The sequence below is a fragment of the Streptomyces sp. Q2 genome, from assembly GCF_056820935.1.
In genome coordinates this window covers 129,007-153,663 of record NZ_JBXEJE010000016.1, presented here as the reverse complement: position 1 = coordinate 153,663, position 24,657 = coordinate 129,007, and the positions used below count along the sequence as shown (strand labels likewise).

The following is a 24,657-nucleotide window of genomic DNA, read 5'->3' as shown; positions in this document are numbered from 1 at the left end:
ATCGATCACGGAGTTGGACTAACGGAGTCGGACTAACCGGTCACCGAGAACACGAACGAGAACTCCGTCGGCTCAGCCCGCAGGAAGTACTGCGGCAGCGGGCCCGGACCGCACGACTGCGAACCGATCCCGTGCAGGCCGTGGTCGAGGTTCACCCACACCCTCGCGGCGGAGCCGCTGTCGGACGCGGCGTGGGCCGTGAGGTCGGTGAGGTGGGTGGCCGCGTCCAGCTGCTCGGTCGTCCAGCGGCGGGCGGTGAACCAGAACTCCGGGTCGCCCTCGATCCTGAGGCCGCCGAGCTCAGCCCAACGGACGTCGGCGCGGGCGCCGTTCTCCTGTGGACGGACGTACGGCGTCTGAAGATCGTCCACAGTCGACTGCCAACGGCCGACCATCGACGCCGACCGGGTGTCCGGATACGCCTCGCCGGGACCGCCGCCGAACCACTTCACCTGGTCCGCCTCGGGCAGTCCGAGCCTAACGCCCAGCCGGGGCAGCGGCAGCGTCCACTCGCCCTCGGGAGTCACCGACACGGTCAGCCGCAGCCGGTCGCCGTCCGAGGTCCAGCGGTAGACCGTGCTCAGGCCCACCTCGCGGGCGGCGGGCGCCACCCGGGTCCGCACCGTCAGCGCGTTCGCGCCCAACTCCACGGATTTCAGGCGGTGTTGCATGCGGTGCAGGCCCAGCGTGCGCCACAGCACCCCGTACCGGGTGTCGGTCTGCCACTCCGCGCCGTCGTCGTTGTCGGTGGTCGCCCGCCACACGTCGAGGCGCGGGCTCACCACCGCCACCTCGCCGATCGTCTTCAGCGCACCGGTACGGGCGTCGAAGGAGGCCGGGCCGAGGGTGATCAGCTTCCCGTCGGCCACCGGCCGGCCGGTGGCCGCGACGGACGGCGACAGGCGGGCCGCGGCCGGGAACTGGCCCCAGGCGACGACATGGCCCTTCGGCGCCCATGCGGTGTCGGCGGCGAGCAGCGCCCGTACCGTCCACTGCGACTCGGCGCCGCGGGTGTCCGCGGGCGGCTCGGGCAGCTTCACGTCGGCGGTCTCGCCGGGGGCGAGCGGCGGGACGTTCAGGGTGCCCGCCTCGACCGTCTCGCCGTCCACCTGGTACTGCCACTCGAAGGCGAGCGCGGACAGGTCGGCGAAGTCGTGCTGGTTGGTGACCCGTACGGTGCCGGCCGAGCTCTTGCCCTCGCCCTCGATACGGACCGGCTCGATGACCTTCTTGTACTCGACCAGGCCGGGGGAGGGCCGCCGGTCGGGGAAGACCAGCCCGTCGCAGACGAAGTTGCCGTCGTGCAGCTCCTCGCCGAAGTCGCCGCCGTAGGCGTATCCCAGCTCGGGGTGCTTGATGCCGTGGTCGATCCACTCCCAGATGAAGCCGCCCTGCAGCCGCTCGTACTTCTCGAACAGCCGCTGGTAGTCGGCGATGCCACCGGGGCCGTTGCCCATGGCGTGCCCGTACTCGCACTGGATGAAGGGCAGTTCGCGCCGCTTGTGGGTGCCCCCGTCCAGGCCCTGGCCGATTGTCTCGACCTCGGCGTGGAAGGCGTACATCCGCGAGTACACGTCGGTGTCCCGGCAGTCCCAGTCACCCTCGTAGTGCACGAGACGGGAGGAGTCGCGGCCGTGGATCCACTCGGCCATCGCGGTCAGGCCGCGGCCGGTGCCGGCCTCGTTGCCCAGCGACCAGAAGACGATCGACGGGTGGTTCTTGTCCCGCTCGACCATCCGGGCCGCACGGTCCAGGAGGGCCGGGGTCCAGCGGTCGTCGTCGACGGGGTTGTCCCGCCAGCCCTGCTCGGTGAAGCCGTGGGTCTCCAGGTCGCACTCGTCGATGACCCACAGGCCGTACTCGTCGCACAGGTCCAGGAAGGCCGGGTGCGGCGGGTAGTGCGAGGTGCGGACCGCGTTGAGGTTGTGCCGCTTCATCAGCAGCACGTCCTCGCGCATCGTCTCCAGGTCGAGCGCGCGCCCCTGCTCCGGATGCCACTCGTGCCGGTTGACGCCCTTGAAGAGGACCGCCTTGCCGTTGACCTTGATCAGGCCGTCTTCCAGCACGACCGTACGGAAGCCGATGCGCAGGGGCACCCGCTCGCCCTCGGTCGCCAGCACCCCGTCGTACAGATGGGGCGTCTCCGCCGTCCACGGCCGCACCAGAACGGACACCGACTCGCCGGTCGCCACGTCGATCCCGAGGTCCGGCACGGTGACACGGCCGTCCACGTCGGAGTCGACGCGCAGGGTGCCCTCGCCGCTGACGTGGTCGTAGGAGGCGTGCACGAAGAAGTCGAGGACGCTGCCCGCCGGGCGGTGCAGCAGGGTGACGTCACGGAAGATGCCGGGCAGCCACCACTGGTCCTGGTCCTCCAGGTACGAGCCCGCCGACCACTGGTGGACGCGGACCGCGAGCACGTTGCCGGCCGGCTTCAGCAGATGGCCGACCGCGAACTCGTGCGGCAGCCGGGAGCCCTTGAACTCGCCGATGTCCGTGCCGTTCAGCCAGACCCGCGCGCACGACTCGACACCGTCGAACCGCAGCACCGCGCCGCCCTCCGACAGGGCGGGCCAGTCGTCCGGCAGGTCGAAGACCCGCAGGTGGTCGCCGGTCGGGTTCTCGGTCGGGACGTGCGGCGGGTCGACCGGGAAGGGGTAGAGGTGGTTCGTGTAGATCGGCGACCCGAACGAGCCGTCGCCCTGCAGGACCCAGTGCCCCGGGACCGTGACCTCGGCCCATTCCCCGGCGTCGTATCCCTCCTCGGCGAAGGAGTCGTCCTCGGCGTCGGCGGTCGCCGACACCCGCAGGCGCCAGCTGCCGTTGAGCGACAGGGACGCGGCGTCCGAGGACGGGTACCAGGCGCGAGGTGGGAGGGCCCCGCTGCCCGGTGAGACGTCCTCGACGTAATCGATGGCCGTCGTGGTGCGGAAAGACATCGGTCTCCAGATATCGGGAAGAGGGTGTCAGCCCTTGATGCCGGTCTGCGCGATCCCCTGCACCAGCCAGCGCTGGAGGAAGAGGAACACGAACAGCAGGGGCAGGATGGAAATGGCCGTGGCCGCGAAGATCAGGTGGTAGTTGACGGTCTGGTTCGTCATGTACGAGGACAGCGCGACCTGGATGGTCCAGGAGCTCGGGTCCTGACCGATGACCAGGGGCCACAGGAAGGAGTTCCAGCCGCTGATGAACGTGATCGTGGCCATGGCCGCGAAGAAGTTCAGCGAGTTGGGCACGACGACCCGCCAGTACGCCCCCCAGTACGAGAGTCCGTCCACGCGTGCCGCCTCCTCCAGCTCCTTGGGGAACCCCAGGAAGTACTGCCGGAACAGGAAGCAGGTGAAACCACTGAACAGGGCCGGAATGATCAGACCGCGGTAGGTGTCCACCCAGCCCAGCGACGAGACCAGCACGAAGCTCGGCACGAAGGTGACGGCCGTCGGGATCATCAGGGTCACGAGGACCATGTAGAAGATCTTGTTGGCGTGCTTGTACGGGATGCGGGCGAGGCCGTAGCCGGCGAGCGAGCAGATCAGCAGGATGCCGGTCGTGTGCAGGATGGCGACGACCCACGAGTTCCACAGGGCCCGGCCGAAGTCGACGGTCTCGTCGTTGAACGGCTCGGCGAAGTTGCCCCACTGGATGTCGGTGGGGAACCACTTCCAGTTCTCGCCCGTGATCTCCGGGTCCGTCATCAGGGCGTTGCGGACGATCAGGTAGAAGGGCACCAGGAAGAGGACGGCGGCGATACCGGTGGCGATGTACAGACCGGTGTTGCCGATGACCTTGCCCCCGCGCTTCTTGCCGGGGGTCTTCCTGAGGTCAGGTGCGGTGGTGGTCACTTGGACTCCTCACCCCTTCCGAAGCCCATGATCTTCCCCTGGAACAGGGTGATCACGAGGATGAGCAGGGTCAGGATGACGGCGCCCGCGCTGCCCTGGCCGTAGTCCTGGCTTTCCCCGAGGGCCGTCTTGTACAGCTCCACGAGGGGTGGCTGGCCCCAGGTCGCCTTGCCGAGCAGGTTCCAGAACTCGTCGAAGGCCTGGTAGGCGGCGATCAGCAGCAGCAGGATCACCGCGGTGGAGGTGGCCCGCAACTGGGGCAGCGTGATGTACCAGAAGGTCTGCCACCCCGGCTTGGCGCCGTCGATCGCGGCGGCCTCGTACAGCTCCGCCGGGATGTTCTGCAGTGCCGCCAGGAACAGGATCATGTAGAACCCGGCCTGCAGCCACAGCCGCAGGGTCACGATGACCAGCCAGTACCAGGGCGGGTCGGGGTTGGCCAGCCAGGCGACGTTGTCGACGCCGAACCAGCCGACGACCGTGTTGGCCAGGCCGAAGCGGACACCGTTGAAGATGGACATCTTCCAGATGAGCGCCGCGGCGACGTAGGAGACGGCGGTCGGGATGAAGAACACCGAGCGGAAGAACGCCTTCATGAACTTCAGCCGGTGCACCAGCAACGCCAGGCCCAGCGAGAGCCCCCACGTGGTGGGCACGATGAACGCGGCGAAGACGGTGAAGGTGACCAGGGACCCGGTGAAATCGGGGTTGTCCAGGATCGCCGTGTAGTTGTCGAAGCCGATGAACGTGCTCGGCGAGACGGTGAAGCGTGCCTCGAAGAAGCTGAGGTAGATGCTCCAGCCCATCGGCACGAAGACGAAGATCACCAGGCCGATGAGGAAGGGCCCGGTGAAGAGCCAGAAGTTGAGGGTGCTGCTCGCCCGCAGACTCCGCCGCGGCCTGTCCTTCACAGGCTTGGCCGGGGCGGAGGTGGCGAGGTCGATCTCGGTGGTGGTCGACATGTCGAGGTCCGTCCGTCTGCCTATCCGAAGAGCTTCTTGAGCTCTGCGTTGACCTTCTTGTCACAGGCGTCGAGTGCGGCCTCCGGGCTGCCGTTCTTGCGCACGGAGTTGGCGATCACGTCGTTCAGCGAGGCGATCATCGCCTGCGTCCAGGCGATGTTGTCGAAGTGCCCGTAGTCGGTGAAGAGCTTGACGCCCTCGGCCGGCAGACCCGACTTGAGCTTGGTGGCGGACTGGGCGATCGACGTGCGCGGCGGGACGTGGAAGCCGTAGGACAGCGCCCAGTCCTCCTGGTACTCCTTCTGGTCGATCCACAGCCACTTGACGTACTCCTTGGCCGCGTCGACGTTCTTGCCCTTGGCGTTGACGAACATCGACCAGCCGCCGTTGGTGACCGATGCCTTGCCGGCGGAGCCGACCTTCGGGAACGGGAAGATGCCGACGTCGTCGCCGAGCGCCTTCTGGATCACGGGCATGGCCCACATGCCGCACCACTGGATGGCGGTCAGGCCCTGGGTGAAGGCCGAGGGGTCCCACCAGTCGGCGGGGGCGTCCAGGAGCAGGTTGCCGCTCGTGAACAGCTTGCGGAGCTGGCTCAGACCGGCGGCGACGGCGTCCGTGTGGTACGCGATCTCGTTGTTCGCGTTGAGGGTGTCGGCGCCGGCCGACCAGATCAGCGGGCTCTGGACGGGGGTGATGTCGTTGCCGAGGAAGGCGCCCTTGACCTTGTCGGTGGTGAGCTTGTCGATGGCTTCGATCAGCTCGTCCAGTGTCTGCGGGACCTCGACCTTGGCCTTCTCGAAGAGCGACGGCCGGTAGTAGAAGAACTGCGGGTCGTCGATCATCCGGACGCCGTATATCTTCCCGTCGACCGTGTGCGAGGCGATGTCGGCCGGGTTGAAGTCGTCCTTGACCGGGTTGATGATGTCGCTCAGGTCCGCCACCTGACCGCTCTTGACCATCTGGAGCTGCGGGTGGAACTCGAAGAGGTCCGGCGCGTTCTTGGTCAGCAGGGCCGGGAACAGCTTGTTCTCGAAGTTGCTGCCGGTGATCCACTGCGTGGTCACGTTGGCGCCCTTGTAGGCCTTCGCGTACTTCTTGATGGCCTGCTCGGTGCCCGCCTCGCCGTATGCGTGGAAGTACTGGGTGAGGACGTCGCCCGACCCCCCGCTGCTGCGGCCGGTGTTCCCGCCGCACGCGGCCAGACCGCCGGCGGCGGCCAGGCCCATCGCGGCCCGCAGTACGTTGCGGCGGTCCCAGTTGGTGTTGCTCAGTGCCGACATGGTGACGTCCTTGTCTCGAGTACGGCTGCTCTGTGCCTGTGGCTCTGCGGCTCAGGGCCAGTTGGCTCAAATGAGGTTGCGGTGCGGGACGCTAAACCTTCGGCTAAGGCTTCGGCAAGGGGTTGGACGAAGTCTGTTCGAAGCGTTGTGTAGTGTTCGGGATTCCGGACGTGAGGGATGGCGGGCCGCCGCACCAGCGGCCCGCTCCTCGGGGACCTACTGGCGGAACCAGGCCTGGTTGGCCCCTCCGTTGCAGCTGTACATGCTCACCTTGCTGCCGTCCGCGGTGGCTTGTCCGCCGACGTCCAGGCACTTGCCCGAACCCTCGTTCACGACCTGCCCGTTGGAGTTCAGCAGCCACTGCTGGGAGGCGTCACGGGTGGCCGTGGGTGAGGCCACCAGTCCCGAACTCCCCGCCGTCAGAAAGCCGTTCGCGCCCTTCAGACGGCCCTTCGCGTCGTACGACCAGGACTGCTCGTCCCCGGCCGTGCAGGCGCCGATCACCGCGCCCGAGGCGGTGGCCGTCAGGCACTTGCCGGACTGCTTGCCCTGCCAGGCACCGGTGACGGCCGTACTCGGGGCGTGGCTCTTCTGGTCGAGGACGTACGTCGTGATGGAGCGGCCCGGCAGCGACGCGGAGACCGTGCCGCCCTTGACCGACGGCTTGGCGACGTTCGCCCAGTTCTCCTCCGCCGACGTGCGCACCGCCTTGCTCGCCCGCACCGGCGCCTTGTTGTTGAAGTGCAGGTCGAGGGCCGTCTCGGTGGCGTTGTGGTTGTTGACCACGACCACCCACTTGCCGTTCCGCTCGTACGTCGACGCCTCGACGCCGTCCGGCAGACCGGTCACGTTGTGCGCGACCGAGCCCGGCTTCACGAACTTGCTGTACTGGCCGAGCGCGTAGTACCGCTTGGTGTAGTACAGGGTCTGGTTGCCGTTGGTGGCGTAGTTCGGGTCGTAGTAGATCAGCCCGTCGTTCCAGCCGTCGTCGTTCTTCGCGTACGGGTCGCTGCCGATCATCTCCGACAGGGCGACCCACCAGTGGAACGCCGAGTCGTGCGCGGTCGCGAAGTCCTTGTAGATGATCCGGGACAGGTTCAGACCGCCGTCGATGGTCGGGTCGTACTCCTGCGCCCAGCCCGTGCCGCCCTTGCCGAAGCAGCAGATCTCCGTCGACCAGGACTCGATGCCGGCCGCCTTGGAGGTCTCGTAGATCTTCGCCCGGTTCGCGTCACTGGGATTGTCGTACGTGTGGTGGGCCAGCTTGTCGACGTACTGGGCCGTGCCCGGCTGCGAGATCCACTGCGGGACCTCCTCGTTGAACTTGACCGCGCTGGTCGACTCGTCGGCGATGATGCCGGTCTTCTGGCGGCGCGCGTCCTGCTCGGCGCCCAGCGCGCGCACGATGTCGTCGCGCTGGTCGACGTTCACCAGCATGCCCTCCTGGCCGCAGCTGTCGAAGCTGTTGGTCGGCTCGTTGAAGGGGCTGATGTAGTCGAACCTCTGGCCCAGCCTGGCGAAGTGGTCGGTGACGTCCGCGACGTACTTCGCGAAGTCCTGCTCGTTCTCCGCCTTCAGGTGACCGCCGCAGCTCTTGGCGTTGGTCTTCCACTCGGCGGGCGCGCTGTTCACGAATGCGACCAGGTTCTCGACGCCGTACTTCGCCGCGTAGGACAGGAAGGTACGGCCGCCCTTGTCCTTGCTCCAGTCGTACGTGCCGTCGTCGCCCCGGAAGTCCTCGGGCGCCCGGGACGGGGTGGTGACACCGGTACCGCCGCCGCCGATGTTGTAGCGGTAGTTGCTGAGGTCCAGGCCGCTGGAGGAGAACAGCAGCTTGGCTACCTTCGCCTGGATCTTCGGGTCGAAGTTCTTCAGGTCGTTGACCCACCACGCGCCGGAGGCACCGATGTTGTCGATGGTCTGCGCGGCGTGCGGGGAGACCTCGGCCACCGTGGGGGTGGCGGCCGAGGCGGTCGGGGCGGAGAGGAGGGGCCCGGAGACAGCTAACGCGGCTGCGGCTGTCAGCAGGAACGGTCTCCTGCGGCGGGGGTTGCCAGCTGCTCGCCGGGGAGCGCGCACGCGGTTTACCTCGATTGTGTGATGGTCGGCTTCCGGGCTTGCGGTGTGCTGGGCCGTTCGGGCTACGGTGATCATGCGATCTGGGACGCCGGGTACGGCGCCAGCGTGCGGGGCCCCCGTATCCACCGGAGTGATGGTTCGGGGCCTCCCCGTCGCCTCTGGCTGTACCCAATTGGCCAGGTCGTGAGGGAACCGGCCTCCTGGGGTCGGACCACGGACAGGATCCGTGTCGCTGCCCCGGGGCTGAGTACGCCGGGGACCAGTGTGCCCAAGACCGTTCGGGGTGTGCGGCTGAGCAGGCTCATTCCCGCCCAGTCCAGAGGAACGGTGAGTCACGTGCATCCCTTCCGCCGTCGTGAAGGTGGTGCGGTACGGCTCTTAGGGGGTGTCTTGCGACGCCGACCAGCTCGGCGTCGCAAGACACCCCCTAGCGATGACCCCGAACTGGGGTGGTGGTGCGTTTCGCACTCCTCTGCCCGACCGACTGGAGGGCCCCTTCGAGCGCGAAGGTCGCGGCCCCCAGGCACACCGGATCGGTGGGGATCGGGGAGAGGACGATCTCGGTGGCGGCCATCGGCCGCGGCAGCGCGTGCCGGGCGACGGCCTCGCGCACCTCCGCGACCAGCGGTTCGCCGAGGGTGGCCGCGACCCAGCTGCTGAGCACGACCACTTCGGGGTTGAACAGGTTGACCAGGTCGGCGATGCCGGCGCCGAGGTAACGGGCGGTGTCGCGAACCACCTTGAGCGCCACCGGGTCCTGTGCGAGCACCCCTCGGGAGAGCGCGTCGATGGTGGCGGTCTGGTCCTCCGGATGCAGCAGGGTGCTGCGGGGGCTGAGCTCGCGCAGGTTCAGCATGATGCCGGGCGCGCCGACGTACGTCTCCACACAGCCGTGGTTGCCGCAGTGGCACAGCCGGCCGTCCAGGACGATCGTGGTGTGGCCCCACTCACCGGCGCTGTTGCTCACGCCCCGGTGCAGCCCGCCGCCCAGGACGAGGCCCGCGCCCACCCCGGTCCCGAGGTTGACCACGACGGCGTTGCCGCTCCCGCGGGCGGCTCCGAACCACAGCTCGGCCACCGCGCAGGCGCGCAGCGGGTTGTCCAGGTAGAGGGGGTAGGCGATGTGCTCGGTGAGCAGGTCGAGCAGCGGCACGTCGTGCCAGTCCCAGTTGGGCGCGTACTCCGAGATGCCGGTCGCGCGGTCCACCTGCCCCGGCACGCTCACGCCGACGCCGAGCACCCGGGCGCCCTCGATCCCGGCCTGCGCCACCACCGAGCCGACGGCGGCGGCGACATGGCCGACCACCTGCTCGGGGCGGCTCTCGCCGGGGCGGACGTCCTCCTCGGCGCGTGCCAGGACGTTCAGCGCGAGGTCGAACAGCTCGACATGGACGTACGTCTCCGCGATGTCGACGCCGATCAAGGCGCCCCCCGACGCGTTGACGGCCACGAGACCCCGGGGGCGGCCACCCGCCGAGTCCTCGAACCCGACCTCTGTGATCATCCGGAGGTCGAGAAGTTCGCCGACCAGCGTGGCGACCGTGGCGAGACTCAGACCGGTGGCGGCCGCCAGCTCCTGACGGGAGGTCGGCGACTCGGCGATGATCTGGCGCAACACCTCGTAGCGGTTCGCGGTGCGGATGTCCCGTGATGTGCGCTTCACCGGCCCGGCCCCATCCCTTCAGATCGTGCCGGGACGACAGCGGCACCGGCGCGGCGCAAGGCTATGGGCTGCGAGGGACTTTCGACAAGGGGTTAGGAAAGGGGCTTTATAAAGTCAGTCGGCAAGCACGTCCCGCACGAACGCGTTGGCGAATTTTCCCTTCGGGTCCAGTGTTCGTGCCAGCTCCCGGAAGTCGCCGAGCCGCGCGTAGCGTGCCCGCAGCGCCGCCGCCGGGGCGGTGAACACCTTCCCCCAGTGCGGCCGCGCGTCGAAGGCGTCCAGCGCCGCCTCCAGTCGCCGCACCACCGGCAGCACCGCGGCGGTGTTCTCGATCCAGGTGAAGTGCAGGGCCACGGTGTCCCGGCCGTACGAGGGGCTCAGCCACTGCTCGTCGGCGGCGACGGTCCGCACCTCGCAGGTCTGCAGTACACCGGCGACCGCATCCCGGATACTGTCGATCGCATACAATGCCTCGACGGCGTGCCGGCGCGGCAGCAGGTACTCCGACTGCAACTCGCTGCCGCTGCTCGGCGTGAAGTCGGCCCGGAAGTGCGGCAGCCTTTCGTGCCACGGTCCCGCCACCCCGAACTGCTCCGTGCAGTTGACGGCCGGCATCCCCGGCACCGGGTGCATCTTCTCGGTGGCGGGCGCGGCCCAGGGGAAGTCGGACAGTGCCTGGTCGGTGCGCCGCTTCAGCCACACCTGCCGGAAGCCGGGCGCACGCCAGTCGGTGAACAGGCTCACGCTGTACGCCGCCGCCGCCACCGTCTCGAAGTCCAGCCCGTCGAGCGGCAGCTCCGTGAACACGTGCTGCTCGACCTCGAAGGAGGGCTCCAGGTCGAGGGTGAGCGCGGTGACGACTCCGAGGGCGCCCAGCGAGGTCACCGCACCGCCGAACCGCTCGTCCCCCCGCCCGATGACGACCGTCGACCCGTCCGCCGTGACGATCTCCACCTCGCGCACGGCCGAGGCGAGCGGACCGTTGCCGACCCCCGACCCGTGGGTGCCGGTCGCCACCGAGCCGGCCACCGAGATGTGCGGCAAGGAGGCCATGTTGGGCAGCGCCAGGCCGTGGGCGTGCACATGGCGGGCCAGCTCCGCGTACCGGACGCCGCCACCGACGCGTACCGTGCGGGCCGCCGCGTCGACGTCGATCTCGCTCGGCAGCGCGGCCAGCGACAGCAGCACCCCGCCCGGCCCCGGCTCGGCGATCTCGTTGAAGGAGTGCCCGCTGCCCAGCACCCGCACGGTCGCGCTGTCGGCCACGAGGGTGCCGAGCGCGGTGAGCGAGTGCGGGCGGTGCAGCTCCTTGGCGAGGAACGTGATGTTGCCCGCCCAGTTGGTGACCGTTTCGGCCATGTCCGTCGTCCCTTTCGGAGGGTGCGTTTGGTTGACCTTCTCATTGCCGCCGCCCTCGGAGCAGAACGGTTTCCGCAGCCAGGTCGCCGAGCGGGGCGCGGCCGCCGTCCAGGCCTCGGCGAAACCATCCTGAACCGGGGCGTATCGCTCGACGCGGGGGCCCCGGCACGGCTCCCGCGGGGACGAGCGCATACCGTGAGGAGTCGTGACGTCCGATCCGGGAGGAGACACGGGATGGGCAGCCGTACCGCACTGGTCGAGGATCTGATGGAGCGGTTCCCGCACGTACCGCGGGAAGCCGTCTTCAAGGAGGATCTGCTCCGGGGCGGGGTGGCGTTCGATCCATCGGCCCTGAGCGACAACGAGGCCGGCGAGGTCAAGCCGAAGTCGTACTTCATCTTCTCCTTCGACCACGGCACCCTGCCGGAACTCGGTGAGGCCGCGCTCCGGCGCCCGCCGGAGGAGATCATCCTCACGGGCGGGCCGTACGACCTGCGGCGCACGGTGGTGTCCGTGCGGGTAAATCCGTCCTCGCCCTACCGGGTCGCGGCGGACGACGACGGTGTGCTCGGGCTCTACCTCGACGGGAAGCGGATCTCCGACGTCGGCGTGCCGCCGATGCCGGAGTACTACCGGCACACGCTCGCGAGCGGGAAGTCGGTGATGGAGGTCGCCCCGACCATCCAGTGGGGCTACCTGATCTACCTCACCGTCTTCCGGGTCTGCCAGTACTTCGGCGCCAAGGAGGAGTGCCAGTACTGCGACATCAACCACAACTGGCGCCAGCACAAGGCGGCGGGCCGGCCGTACACCGGTGTGAAGGACGTCGAGGAGGTCCTCGAGGCCCTGGAGATCATCGACCGGTACGACACGGCGAAGGTGTCCACCGCCTACACGCTCACGGGTGGTGCGATCACCAAGACGGTCGCCGGGCGCGACGAGGCCGACTTCTACGGCCACTACGCCAAGGCCATCGAGGAGCGCTTCCCCGGGCGCTGGATCGGCAAGGTCGTGGCCCAGGCGCTGCCGCGCGACGACGTGCAGCGGTTCAAGGACTACGGCGTGCAGATCTACCACCCCAACTACGAGGTGTGGGACCGTCGCCTGTTCGAGCTGTACTGCCCCGGCAAGGAGCGCTACGTCGGCCGCGACGAGTGGCACAAGCGCATCCTCGACTCGGCGGAGATCTTCGGCGCCCGCAACGTGATCCCCAACTTCGTGGCCGGCGTGGAGATGGCCGAGCCCTCCGGCTTCACCACGGTCGACGAGGCGATCGCCTCCACCACCGAGGGCCTGCGGTTCTTCATGTCGCACGGCATCACGCCCCGCTTCACCACCTGGTGCCCCGAGCCGACGACCCCGCTCGGCAAGGCCAACCCGCAGGGCGCGCCGCTGGAGTACCACATCCGGCTCCTGGAGGCATACCGCGCCACCATGGACGACTTCGGCCTGTCCTCGCCCCCCGGCTACGGCCCGCCCGGGCCCGGTCGCGCGGTGTTCTCGGTCAGTTCCTTCATGGACAGTCTTCCCGCGGAGGAATCGGCGACGGTATAAGTGAGTCGCCCGGCGGTCGCATCCGTACAACAGGCGGGAGTTGTAGGGTGCGCCTGTCCTGTCATGACAATTGAACAGGGCGCTTGTCAGTTGTGTAGGAGGCGTGAAAAACTCGTTCTCTGCCGCGAGGTTCCCCCCAACTCCTTTGCCAGTATGGCGAGTTGACCTCGCACGTATACGCAGGAGACCCATGCCCGACCTGCCGACTCCCCAGGACGCCGCCGAGGCCGCGCTGTTCTCAGAGTGCTGGGATGCCGTGCTCTCCTACGCGGACCTGTGCACGTCCGGCTCCACCGCGGCCACCCAACTGGCCACGGAGGCGTTCTCCCTCGGCATGCGCGAAGCCCGAGACGCGCAGTCCGCTCCCGCCCGCGGCGCCGGCCGCCGCCCGGCCCGCCTGCCCCGGATCCCGCTGCTGCTGACCGCCGTACGCAACACCGCGGCGGCCTGGGAGATCCAGGGGCAGGGCCACAAGCTCGACCCCGAACTGCGCCTGTGGCTCAACTCCGACAAGGCCGCCCGCTACACCGGCCCCCCACTGCGGCGCCCGCTCGCGCTGCGCGGCCTGCGCGACCTCCAGGAACCGGACGCGGCCCTGCTGTGGCTGGCCGAGGTGGAGGCGCTGCCGCTGACCGCGGTGGCCCGCCGGCTCGGCCTCGACCCGGCCGTCGTGGGCGAGGAACTCGCCCAGGTCCGCGGCCTGTTCCGGGACCGCTGCCACCGCAACCATCTCGACTCGCCGATGGACGCGCAGTGCCGCAGCTACGCCCGGCTCCTCGACGCGGTCACCCGCTCGCCGGCCGCCGACACCCCGAACGACCTGTCCCGGCACCTCGCCCGCTGCGTGGAGTGCGCCGAGGCAGCCGCCTGCCTCCGGCTGGAGGGGGGCGGAACGCCCGCGGCCCTCGCCGGCGGAGTGATCGGCTGGGGCGGCCTCGCCTACCTGGAGCGCCGCCGCCGGGCAGCCGAGGTCCGTCTCGGCGCCGGGCGCCCGGCACCGGCGGACAGTGAGCACGGCCCGCCGAACCCGGACGCCCACAAGGCGCGCGTCGTGCGCAACGGCCTTCTGGTCGCGGCCGTCCTCGTCTCCCTGCTCGCACTCGCCGTCTCGATGATGCCGGGCGTCGGCACCGACAACAGCACCGCGTCGCCCGGTGACTCGGCCGACCGTCAGCCGGTGGCCGACCCGGGCCCGTCCGTCCCGACCGTCGGCGAAGGGCTGTCCGCCTCCCCGGAACCGACGGCCGCCGTCTCGCCGAGCACCGCCCGGGCCTCCTCCGGCAAGAACCCCGCGACCACGCCCCAGGGCACAGCCGCCTCCACCGCCCCCGGCGGCGCGCAACCGGACCCCGACAAGAGCGAGCCCGCGTCCTGCCGGGTCCGGTACGACCTGGTCAGCGAGTGGCCCGACGGTTTCCAGGCCACCATCACGGTCACCACCGAACGCCCCCTCGACTCCTGGAAGGTCGCCTGGTCCTTCCGGGACGGCCAGGAGGTCGGCCAGATGTGGGACGCGAGCTTCGCCCAGAACAGCTCCCGGGTCACCGCCACCGCCGCCGACTACAACAAGAAGATCCCCGCGGACGGAACCCTCGCCTTCGGCTTCCTCGCCTCCTGGCACGGAAAGAACACCCCGGCGTACGACTTCACACTGAACGGGAACAGCTGCACGAAGGCGTGAGGACGGCGGCTACGCGGGCGCCGAGCGGCCCGTCCACGTCCAGCGGGACGCGGTGACGACCGTGGCGAGCCGACCCCGGTGGACGTCACGCGGGCGCCTGCGGGCAAGTTGTGGGTGGCGGCGGAACAGTGGGTTCCGGTCGTGCCTGCGGTCTGCGGCTCACGAGCCCGGACCACGGGTCGGGCCGGCCGTGCCGCCGCCCGGCGCCCGCCGTGCGCGGCTCCCAGGCCCGGTGAACCGGTCCAGGTCGTCGGGGTGGTCTGTTCGGACCGGGCGGGTGGGGCCGGTCTTGGTCGTCTGGGGTGGCATGTTCGGACGGGGGCGCAGGGCTGGACCAGCCGGGCCGTTACGGGCAGTCGTCGAGCGGCTTGGCCAAGTCCGGCGGGACGCGGTGACGACGGTGGCGAGCCGGCCCCGGTGGACGTCACGCCGGGCCGTCTGCGGGCGGGACTTCGTGGGCGGGTGGCGGCGGAACAGCGGTTCCGGTCGCGCCGCATGCCCGGTCCGCTCGCGGACCGCGGCGATGCCGCGCACGAGCTGGGACCGACGGACCGGGCTGGTGGCCGCCGCCCGGCGCCCACCGTGCCCGGCGCCCACCGTGCCCGGCTTCCAGGACCCGGTGAAGCCGGCCCTGGCCGTCCGGGTGGCTCGCTCCTACCTGACCCGATGCGACCAGCTTCGCCTCGCCTCGACCCGACCCAGGACGGGAGGGGCCGGGCCTTGGCCGTCCCGGTGGCCCGCCCAACCGGGACTCGCGGGACGCCGCCCGACTGCGCGGTACCCGCCGAGCGGGCGGCCGTCCGGCCACGCCACCTCGGCGGCCCCGTCGGCAAGAGCCCCGCCGGAGGCCGTGGCGGCGCGTCCGCCCCCGCGTCCCCTACGCGCCCGGAGTGAGCCGGGCGAGGAGGACCGCGGGTGTGCGCGGCAGGGACACCCGCAGTCCGTCGCCGTCCCAGACCGCGGAGTCGGTGGCGGTGGTGGACGGGTGCAGGATGTCCGCGCGGATCTTCTGGCCGGCCAGGTGCCCCAGAGGCAGGTGGAGTTCGCTCTCCCCGCCCCGTCGCCACACCGAGACGTACGAGCAGCCGTCCGGCACCCGCAGGCCCAGAGCCAGCCATTCGTCCGTCCACCCCGGCAGACCGAGCGGCCAGAACGGCACTGCTCGGGCGAGGTCCGCGCGGATCGTCTTGTACGTCCCCACCGCGTCCCGCACGAGCCCGAGCTGGTGGTCCGACATGCGGTCCAGATGGCCGGACAGGTGGATCCGCCCGAGCAGCGCGCCGCCCAGGGTGAAGGTGATGAGGTCGTCGTCGAACTCGGGCTGTGGGTAGGCCCAGACGGCGCCCTGCTCGGGCGGGACGGCCGTCGGTGCCGCCGCGGCGATCGCCGGGTAGCGCAGCGGATCCTGCTGGTCGCTGGTGGACTGGAGCTGGGCGACGGCGAGGGTGGCGCCGTCCATGCGCATCCCGCCCGAGGCGCAGTTCTCGACGACCAGCCCGGGGTGGCGGTCCAGGACGTCGGACAGCCAGTCCAGGTAGGCCTGGGCGTGGCCGAGCAGTCCGGCTCCCGGGGCGAGGTCGCCGGTGTCCCCGGCGTCCCGGGTCCCGCCGGTGACTCCGGGGGCGCAGGTGCCCGGATCGACCATGATGTTGTAGTCCAGCTTGAGGTAGCCCACGCCCCAGTCGCCGACGATCCGGTCCACCGTCTTGTCGAGGTGCGCGCGGGCGGCCGGGTGGCGCAGGTCGAGCTGGTGGCGGCCCTGTTCGGTGAGGCGTACACCGTCCCGCTGGAAGAAGGCCTCCGGCGGGAGCGCGGTCGCGACGGGGCTGCGCACGCCGACGACCTCCGGCTCCAGCCACAGGCCGGGCACTATCCCACGCTCCCGGATCCGGTCCAGGACCGTGGCGATCCCGCCGTCGGGAAAGCGGCGGGGCGAGGGCAGCCATTCGCCCACGCTGTCCCACCAGCCCCGGGTGTCGTCGTCGTACCAGCCGGAGTCGATGCAGAAGTACTCCGCGCCGGCCTCGGCCGCCGCGTCGATCAGCGGCAGGAGTTTCCCGGTCGTCGGGTCGCCCATCAGCGTGTTCATGTAGTCGTTGAAGACGACCGGAAGGGTGGTGTGGTCCGGGTGCGGGCGGCGGACGGCACGGCGGTACGAGGTCAGCGCGCCCATCGCCGCGTCGAACCCGGCACCGAGGGCCAGCGCCCCCGGCACGGTGGTGAACTCCGCGCCCGGCGTGAGCCGGACCCGCCACTGGTGTTCGGCGTCGGTGGGGCCGTTCAGCGCCAGGTACGTGCCGCGGGCGTGTTCGCCCAGGTCCCAGCGCCAGCCGGCCGGGGACTCGGTCTGCCACAGCCAGGTCCGGCCGCCGTCCCGCTCGGTCAGCGCGCCCATGGCCAGGTGGCCGTCGGTGGGCCAGCTGCCGCGTCCGGCGAGGACGAGGGCGGCCCGGCTGTCGTGCTGGTGGGCGTCGACGCTGATGTCGGCGACGGTGTCGCGCAGCGGTTCGGCGTACCAACGGCACTCGGCGAGCCAGTCGTTGCGCGCCCGGTGCACGTCGAGCGCGTCCGGCGAGGGCAGGCCGCCGAGCAGCAGGCTGCTGACGGACTGGACGACCAGGGGCTCGGTGCCCTCGTTGCGCAGCCGGACGCGGGAGCGGAGCACCGGGAGCCCGATCGGGGACGTCAGCTCGACGAACGCCGTCAACCCGGTGGCCGGGTCGTGGAGTTCGACGGTCAGCCACTCCCAGTCGGCGCGTCTGCCGCTGCGGTGGTCGCGGTGCCGCAGGCGGGTACCGAAGGCCGTGCCGGTGAAGCGCGGGCCGGACCAGCCGCTGCCGTGGCCGAGGGCGGTCAACTCGACGAGAGGGAGGGCGGCCTCGGGGTCGCGGGCGGGCCCGGCGTCGCCGGGAGCGGCCAGCCGGACCAGCCGCAGTGTCCCGTCGGAGGCCGTGGCGAACTCGGCCCGGAGCGCCGAGTGGCCCCAACTGAAGTGGTCCTCCGAGTTGTTGGCGATCTTCCTCGTCGCATCCGCAGTACCGGCCAAGGCGTTGTCCCTTCCTGACCCCGCCCCTGTCGTTCCTCGGCGGCGGCGGTCTGCGTCAGTCGCGTGAATCCCTCGTTACGGTCTCTTGACGACCGCATTGTGACCGGTCACAATCCTGGCATGAATGTGACCGGTCACACAAGCCGCCCGCCGAGCATCCGGGACGTCGCGACGGCGGCCGGTGTCTCGTACCAGACCGTCTCCCGGGTGATCAACGCCCACCCCAGCGTCAAACCGGCCACCCGGGAGCGGGTGCTCGCCGCCATCGACGAGCTGGGCTTCCGGCGCAACGCCACCGCGCTCGCCCTGGCCAGCGGCCGCAGCAGGGCCGTGACCGTGCTCACCGCCAACACCACCCACTACGGCTACGCCTCCATCCTCCAGGGCATCGAGGAGGCCGCCCGCGCCGCGTCCTACGCCGTGGGGATCGGCGTGCTCGAATCGTCGGACGAGCCCGCCGTCGCCGCCGAGGTGCAGCGGGCGGCGGACGCGGGCGGCGGACTGATCGTGATCGCCTACGATCCGGCCGGGGTACGGGCCCTGGCCGCCGTTCCCGCCGAACTGCCCGTCGTCGGCGTGGTCGAGACCCCCACGAGCCCGCCCTCCGGCGACCGCCCCTGGGTGTGGACCGACGACCGCGAAGCCGCCTACGAGGCGACCCGCCACCTGCTCTCCCTCGGCCACCACACCGTGCACTACGTCGCCATCCCCTCCAGCACCCGCCGCACCAGCGCCCGCACCACCGGCTGGCGCCAGGCGCTGAAGGAGGCCGGAGCACCCGAGCCCCGCCCGGTGCAGGGCACCTGGGGCCCGGCCGGCGGCCACGCGGCGGGCCTGAAGCTGGCCAAGGACCCCGACGTCACCGCGATCCTGTGCGGCAACGACGACCTCGCCCTCGGGGTGCTGCGCGCCCTGCACGAGTCCGGCCGGTCCGTCCCCGGCCAGGTGAGTGTGGCCGGTTTCGACGACGCCCCGCACTCCGCCTTCCTGACCCCGTCACTGACGACCGTACGCATGGACTTCACCGGCCTCGGCCGGTCCGCCTTCGCCCTGCTGCACGGGGTGCTGGAGGAGTCCGCGCAGATCGCCCCGCACCCCGTCTCCGTACCGGAGCTGGTGGTGCGGGAGAGCTCGGGTCCCGCGTCCGCCCGCGACTGAGATCGCGTCCGCCCGCGACTGAGATGTCGGTACCGCCGTCCTGAACCACCCGTTCGCGAAAGGCACTTGAGGTACGAGATGAAGACAAGAGCTCTCCCCGCCCTGGCCCTGATCTGCGCCGTCGGCCTGGCCGCCACCGCGTGCAGTGACCCCTCCGCCGGCGACTCGGGCGATTCCGGTACGGACGCGAAGCAGCCGGCGGTCGACCCGACCGCCCGACTGGACGGCGTGAAGCTGACCATGTGGACCGCGCAGAACACGGTCAACGCACCGAAGCAGGTCATCGACGCCTTCGAGAAGGCCACCGGCGCCGAGGTCGAGACCCAGGCGATCCCGGACCTCTACGAGCAGAACGTGCCGACCAAACTCGCCTCCGGCGACCGACCGGACCTGATGTTCTGGCAGCCGTCCATCTCCACGCTGCCCTTCATCCAGCCCCGGCAGAACCTGCTCACCCTCGACGGGGAGGAGTGGGTCTCCAAGCTCGGCACCACCGAGCGCTCCCTCGGCGTCATCGACGGCAAGCGGTACGCGGCGATCGTCACCAGCCCCGCCATGCTCGGCGTCTACTACAACAAGGACGTCTTCCGGCAGGCGGGCCTGACCGAGAAGGACTTCCCCACGTCGTACGACGACCTGCTGGCCCTCGGCCGCACCGTCACCGACAAGACCGAGGCGGCCGGCTTCTACGAGGCCGGCGGCGACCAGTGGCCCCTGCAGTGGCAGATGCAGGTCCAGCTCACCGACCTCGACAAGCAATGGTGGGCCGACCTGAACCAGAACAAGGAGAAGTGGACCGACCCGGTCGTGGTCGGCGCGATCAAGAAGTACAAGGAGAAGCTGCTCGACGCCGGGCTCGCCCAGAAGAACTACAAGACCGGCACCTTCACCGGGCAGGCCGACTCCCTCTGGAAGGGCGAGGCCGGCATGGTCCTCAACGTCACCTCCTTCCAGAGCCAGTTGCAGGCCAAGTACTCCACCGCCGAGATCGACAAGAAGATCGGCTGGTTCCCGGTCGCCAACTCCTCGGCCACCGGCCTGTACTCGCCAGACCAGACCAACGGCGTGGTCGCCTTCAAGACCGGCGACGACAAACGGCAGAACGCCGCCCGCCAGTTCCTGGCGTTCTGGCTCGGCCCCGACTACGCCGACTACATCAAGGCGATGAAGATCCCGTCCGTGCAGCCGTCCGTGCCCACCCCCGACGGACTCCCGCAGGCGTCCAAGGACCAGGTCGCGGCCCTGCCCAAGGCCATCGGGGTCTTCCAGGCCAAGGCGATCGTCGCCCCCGACACGCACCTGTACCTCGCCGACATGCTCTACGGCAAGAAGAGCCCGCAGCAGGTCGCCCAGGCGATCCAGGACCAGTTCGCGCAGGTGGCCAAGGCCCAGGGCGCGACCGGCTTCTAGACGACACGGGGCTTTTCGATGGCGGACACAGCCATACGTACGCGCAAGCAGGCATCCACGACAGGCGAACCTGGGCGGGTGGGACGGCTCCCGCGCGCCGCCGTGCACCACCCCTGGTGGTTCGCGCTCCCGGCGATCGTGGTCTTCGCGGGCTTCTTCCTGGTGCCGAACCTGCTCAACTTCTACTACCCGTTCACCAACTGGTCCTCGTACCACGCGGACATCGCCTTCACCGGCCTCGACAACTTCCAGACCATCGCCGACGACGGCTCCCTGCTGCGCGCGATCCGCACCACCCTGCTGTACGCCCTGCTGGCCGCGCTGTTCCAGAACGGCTTCGGGCTCGTGCTCGCCCTGCTGCTGGAGGCCGACACCCGCTTCAACCGGTTCTTCCGCGCCGTCTTCTTCCTGCCCGTGCTCATCTCCGCGCTCGCCACCGGCTACGTCTTCCAGGCCCTCCTCGACCAGGACGGCGCCGTCAACTCCGTCCTGGGCACGGACATCCCGTGGCTGGGCTCGACGACCTGGACGCTGGTCCTGGTCACCCTCATCCACGGCTGGAAGTGGATGGGCCTGGCCATGCTCATCTACCTGGCAGGGCTCAAGGGCATCCCCGGCGAGATGCTGGAGGCCGCGAAGTGCGACGGCGCCGGCCCCTGGCGGACCTTCTGGTCGGTGCGCTGGCCGATGCTCGCGCCGGCCGTCACCTTCAACGTCACCACGGCGCTGATCGGCTCGATGAACACCTTCGACATCGTGCAGGCCACCACCGGCGGCGGTCCCGCCGCCTCCACGGAGGTCTTCAACATCTACATGTTCCGGATCTTCGGACAGGGCCTGTACGCCCAGGCGTCCGCGATGAGCCTCGTCCTCTTCCTGGTCGTCGTCGCCGTCGCGGTCCCGCTGGTCGTCGGCCTGCGGCGAAGGGAGCAACTCCTGTGAACCCGTGCGTGGCCTGGCGCTACGGCCGCCCGGCCCTCGTCCTGCTGCTCGCGGGGCTGGCCGTGGGCGTACCGCTGTGGCTGGTCGCCGTCACCTCCGCCAAGCCGCAGGCGGAGGCCATCAAGCCGAACCTCGACCTGCCGCGGCACTGGCAGGCGGGCAGCAACTACGCGGACGCCGTCAGCCAGGGCGAGATGCTGCGCGGCTTCGTCAACTCGCTGCTGGTCGTGCTGCCTTCGGTGGTCCTCGTCCTGATCCTCGGCGCGGGCGCCGCCTGGGTCTTCGCCCGCCGCAGGTCCAAGCTGGTCTCGGCCGCGTACGCGCTGTGCATCAGCGGACTGCTGCTGCCGCCCGCGGTCATCACCATCGTGATGGAACTGCGGCAGCTCGGGCTCTCCAACACCCGGCCCGGGATGATCGCCGTCTACACCGGGATGTACCTGTCCACGTCGATCTTCTTCATGACGGGCTTCATCCGCGCCATCCCCTTCGAACTGGAGGAGGCCGCGCGGATCGACGGGGCGCGGCCGGCGCGGATCTTCCTGCGGATCATCCTGCCGCTGCTCAGGCCCGTGATCGCCACCGCGACGATCATGGTGATGCTCTACGCCTGGAGCGACATCTTCTACGCCTTCTTCGTCCTCGGCGGCGGAGAACGGGCGACCCTGCCACTGAACCTCTACAAGGTCGCCAGCGCCCAGCTCTACCTCAACAACTGGCATCTCGTCTTCGCGTACGTCGTGGTGATGAGCCTGCCCATGGTCGCCGTGTTCCTCGTCGGCCAGCGAAAGATCGTGTCCGGAATCACCAGTGGAGCCGTCAAGTGACCGGAGGTCCAACCGCGTGATCACCCCCACCCGCACAAGATCCCGTCTCACAACCCTGTTCGTCACCACCGCACTCGGAGTCGCCACCATGGCAGGCACCCTCCCCGCCGCGGGGCCCGCGGCAGCAGCCGCCGACCCCCAGCGGCTCACCGTCGACCTCGGCGCCTTTGAAGGCCCGGTGATGCTCGGCGCCAACGGCGCGCTGTACGGGCTCAGCGACGACGGCGTGCCCAGCGACGCCGCCCTGGAGCCCCTGAAGATCACCAGCATCTCGCAGAAGCCGGAGGGCGGTGCCCAGCACCCCAACGGTGACGCGCTCACCGTCTCCAAGTCGTTCTTCCGCAACGGCGGCGGCGAGATCAACGTGATGATGCAGGACATCTACGCCAAGTGGCCCTACGAGGACCTCGGCATCGACGACTACCTCCCCAAGGTCGACAAGATCGCCAAGGAGGTGTCGTCCGACCCCAACAGCGAGCGCTTCGTCTACATCCCGTTCAACGAGCCCGACCAGATCTGGTACAACCTCGGCACCTCCGACCAGGCACAGTACGAGGCCAACCGCGACCGGTTCCTCAAGGACTGGAAGACGGTCTACCAGCGCATCCGCGCCATCGACCCCGACGCGCGGATCGCCGGACCCAACGAAGCCGGCTACCACACCCGCCTGCTGACCGACTTCCTCACCTTCGCCAAGCGGGAGAACGTCCTGCCCCAGGTGATGACCTGGCACGAACTGAGCTCCGGCTCGCTGCGCGACTTCCAGGGCCACTACGACAACTACCGCTCGATCGAGCGCCAGTTGGGCATCGCACCACTGAAGATCAACATCGACGAGTACGCCAACCGCCGCGACCTGTCCGTGCCCGGACAGCTCGTGCAGTGGGTCTCGATGTTCGAGCGGAACAAGGTGTACGCCAACCAGGCCTACTGGGACGCCGCAGGCAACATGGACGGCAACGTCGTCCGGTCCAACATCCCCAACGGCGGCTGGTGGCTGTTCCGCTGGTACGCCGGAATGACCGGTGACACCGTCAAGGTGACCCCGCCGCAGGCCAACACCATCGACACCCTCCAAGGGCTCGCCTCCCTCGACACCTCGCGCCGCCAGGCCCAGGTCCTGCTCGGCGGCTCCGCCGGCGACTCCGACGTCGTCGTCCAGAACGTCCCCCGGTCCGTCTTCGGCCGCACGGTCACCGCGACCGTCGCCGAGGCGGCCTGGTCCGGCTACGAGGGACAGCACGCGACGCCACGCGTCCTCGCCCGGACGAAGGTCAAGGTGGCGGCCGACGGCACCGTGACCGTCCCGCTGCGCGGCCTGCACAAGATGTCCGCCTACCGGATCGTCCTCACCCCCGGCGGCACCGGCACTCCCACCGCGGCCTCCGTCCCGTGGTCGGCTTCGTACGAGGCCGAGAACGCCGCCATCACCGGCGGCCAGGTCTACACCCAGGGCACGGTCAGCAACGCCAACGGCTACGCGGCCTCCGGAACCAAGGACGTCGGCTCGCTCAACCAGGCCTCCAGCAAGGTCGACTTCAGCGTGACGGTGCCGAAGGACGGCACCTACGACCTGGCGATCCTGTACGGCAACCAGTCCGGCGCCCCCTCCACGCAGAAGCTGTCGGTCGACGGCGGCGACCCGCTCACCGTCACCTACCCGTCCACCGAGAACTGGACCTACCGCGCCAAGAAGGACGTCACCCTCGACCTGACGGCCGGCACCCACACGCTGACCCTGGCCAAGGGCGACGCCGAAGTCACCCTCGACCGGATCGACCTGACCGCCCGTACCACGAAGCCCTCCGCGTCGTACGAGGCCACCCTCGCCGACATCAGCGGCACCCCGTCGTACGACTACTCCTCGTCGGCCGGAGTGGGCACCGGCGCCCTCGTCCTGCGCAAGGGCGACAAGGCCGTCTTCGACGTGTACGCCCCGCGCGACGGCTACTTCACCGTGGTGCCGCGCACCTCGGCGCCGGTACGGCTCACCCTGCACGGCGAGACGGTGTCGGCGGCGCCGGGCCGGCCGCTGCGGCTGTACCTGGTCGCCGGCAACAACCGGGTCGCGATGACGGCCCAGAACGCCTCCGTACGCTCCCTCGACGTCTCCGGCGAGGGCTCGACCCACGGCACGCTCTCCTACGAGGGCGCCTCGGCCACCCTCGCGGGCGGGGCGAAGCTCGTCGACTCCGCCCACGCCTCCGCCGGTTCCTACATCGGCATGCTCGGCAACAGCGCGGCCAGCACGGCGGAGTTCACGGTGGACGCGCCCAGGTCCGGCCGCTACCTGCTGGTCGTCCACTACGCGCACAACGACCGGCGCGACAACGGCCACGCCTACAACACGGACATCATGTCCCGCACGGCCGACATCACGGTGGGTAGCGCGGCGCCCCGGAAGGTCACCTTCAAGAACACCTGGAGCGTCGACGACTACTGGACGCTGGGCGTCCCCGTCGACCTGAAGAAGGGCTCCAACACCGTGACCTTCGGGAACGCGAGCGCCTGGGCCCCGAACATCGACCGCATCGAACTGGGCCGCGTCGTCGGCTAGGCACGTTCCACCCGCGGCGGTGGCCCCGACTGTTCCTCGGTCGGGGCCATCGCCCTGAGCGGGCCGGAGTGTGGCCGGGGGCCAGAAAAAGGGTTGGCGCGCGTGCTCGCGTGTCCCTATTCTGGCGGAGCTTCGCGCGGTGGCCCCCGGCCGCCGCCGTCAGTCGTTCAGGAACGGGAGGTGTGACCGATGGCTGTCTTTGAGATGGGCGCTGCCCTCATCCAGAAGTGCATCAAGTCCACCTCCGTGGCTTCCGGCTGACACGACTCCTCACCACTCCGCGCGTCCGTGACG

15 protein-coding genes are annotated in these 24,657 nt (G+C 69.9%); 7 read left to right on the top strand and 8 right to left on the bottom strand.

The window, feature by feature from the left end; all coding sequences use genetic code 11:
* Positions 1 to 32: 32 nt before the first annotated feature.
* The 7 genes from ACWBNA_RS19375 to ACWBNA_RS19345 form a co-directional block, all read right to left on the bottom strand.
* On the bottom strand, positions 33 to 2,939 hold the full coding sequence (locus tag ACWBNA_RS19375) for a glycoside hydrolase family 2 TIM barrel-domain containing protein (protein WP_482705670.1): 2,907 nt from the start codon (positions 2,937 to 2,939) through the stop codon (positions 33 to 35).
* Positions 2,940 to 2,966: 27 nt separating this feature from the next.
* A complete protein-coding gene (locus ACWBNA_RS19370) occupies positions 2,967 to 3,842 on the bottom strand; it encodes a carbohydrate ABC transporter permease (RefSeq protein WP_482705669.1) in 876 nt (291 codons plus the stop codon).
* Complete coding sequence (locus tag ACWBNA_RS19365) at positions 3,839 to 4,804, bottom strand: carbohydrate ABC transporter permease (RefSeq protein WP_482705668.1); 966 nt, start codon at positions 4,802 to 4,804, stop codon at positions 3,839 to 3,841. Before ACWBNA_RS19365 ends, ACWBNA_RS19370 begins: the two co-directional genes overlap by 4 nt.
* Positions 4,805 to 4,824: 20 nt before the next feature.
* Positions 4,825 to 6,087, bottom strand: coding sequence for an ABC transporter substrate-binding protein (locus ACWBNA_RS19360; protein WP_482705667.1), 1,263 nt, complete (start codon positions 6,085 to 6,087; stop codon positions 4,825 to 4,827).
* 216 nt (positions 6,088 to 6,303) lie between these two features.
* Positions 6,304 to 8,166 (bottom strand): glycoside hydrolase, encoded by a 1,863-nt coding sequence (locus ACWBNA_RS19355; protein ID WP_482705666.1) that lies wholly within the window; start codon positions 8,164 to 8,166, stop codon positions 6,304 to 6,306.
* A 427-nt stretch (positions 8,167 to 8,593) separates the two neighbouring features.
* Positions 8,594 to 9,829, bottom strand: a complete 1,236-nt coding sequence (locus ACWBNA_RS19350) for an ROK family transcriptional regulator (protein WP_482705665.1) — start codon at positions 9,827 to 9,829, stop codon at positions 8,594 to 8,596.
* Positions 9,830 to 9,943: 114 nt separating this feature from the next.
* A complete protein-coding gene (locus ACWBNA_RS19345; RefSeq protein ID WP_482705664.1) occupies positions 9,944 to 11,188 on the bottom strand; it encodes a D-arabinono-1,4-lactone oxidase in 1,245 nt (414 codons plus the stop codon).
* 234 nt (positions 11,189 to 11,422) lie between these two features.
* On the opposite strand from ACWBNA_RS19345, the gene ACWBNA_RS19340 reads away from it, so the two are divergent.
* Together ACWBNA_RS19340 and ACWBNA_RS19335 are read left to right on the top strand one after the other, a co-directional pair.
* The gene (locus ACWBNA_RS19340) at positions 11,423 to 12,742 is read left to right on the top strand and encodes a radical SAM protein (RefSeq protein ID WP_482705663.1); all 1,320 of its coding nucleotides are present in this window, start codon (positions 11,423 to 11,425) and stop codon (positions 12,740 to 12,742) included.
* Positions 12,743 to 12,932: 190 nt separating this feature from the next.
* A complete protein-coding gene (locus ACWBNA_RS19335) occupies positions 12,933 to 14,423 on the top strand; it encodes a cellulose binding domain-containing protein (protein ID WP_482705662.1) in 1,491 nt (496 codons plus the stop codon).
* An 877-nt stretch (positions 14,424 to 15,300) separates the two neighbouring features.
* On the opposite strand, the gene ACWBNA_RS19330 is transcribed toward ACWBNA_RS19335, so the two are convergent.
* Positions 15,301 to 17,469 carry an alpha-galactosidase gene (locus ACWBNA_RS19330; protein WP_482705661.1) on the bottom strand — a complete coding sequence of 723 codons (2,169 nt, stop codon included), beginning with the start codon at positions 17,467 to 17,469 and terminating at the stop codon, positions 15,301 to 15,303.
* A gap of 120 nt (positions 17,470 to 17,589) precedes the next feature.
* On the opposite strand from ACWBNA_RS19330, the gene ACWBNA_RS19325 reads away from it, so the two are divergent.
* From ACWBNA_RS19325 to ACWBNA_RS19305, 5 genes are all read left to right on the top strand, one after another.
* Positions 17,590 to 18,627: a LacI family DNA-binding transcriptional regulator gene (locus tag ACWBNA_RS19325; RefSeq protein WP_482705660.1), complete on the top strand. Its 1,038-nt coding sequence runs from the start codon at positions 17,590 to 17,592 to the stop codon at positions 18,625 to 18,627.
* Between the two features lie 78 nt (positions 18,628 to 18,705).
* Positions 18,706 to 20,037, top strand: a complete 1,332-nt coding sequence (locus ACWBNA_RS19320; RefSeq protein WP_482705659.1) for an ABC transporter substrate-binding protein — start codon at positions 18,706 to 18,708, stop codon at positions 20,035 to 20,037.
* Positions 20,038 to 20,055: 18 nt separating this feature from the next.
* Entirely contained in the window at positions 20,056 to 20,979 is a 924-nt protein-coding gene (locus ACWBNA_RS19315; protein ID WP_482705658.1) for a carbohydrate ABC transporter permease, read from the top strand.
* Positions 20,976 to 21,806, top strand: a complete 831-nt coding sequence (locus ACWBNA_RS19310) for a carbohydrate ABC transporter permease (RefSeq protein WP_482705657.1) — start codon at positions 20,976 to 20,978, stop codon at positions 21,804 to 21,806. Before ACWBNA_RS19315 ends, ACWBNA_RS19310 begins: the two co-directional genes overlap by 4 nt.
* A gap of 88 nt (positions 21,807 to 21,894) precedes the next feature.
* Entirely contained in the window at positions 21,895 to 24,363 is a 2,469-nt protein-coding gene (locus tag ACWBNA_RS19305) for a CBM35 domain-containing protein (protein WP_482705656.1), read from the top strand.
* Positions 24,364 to 24,657 lie beyond the last annotated feature (294 nt).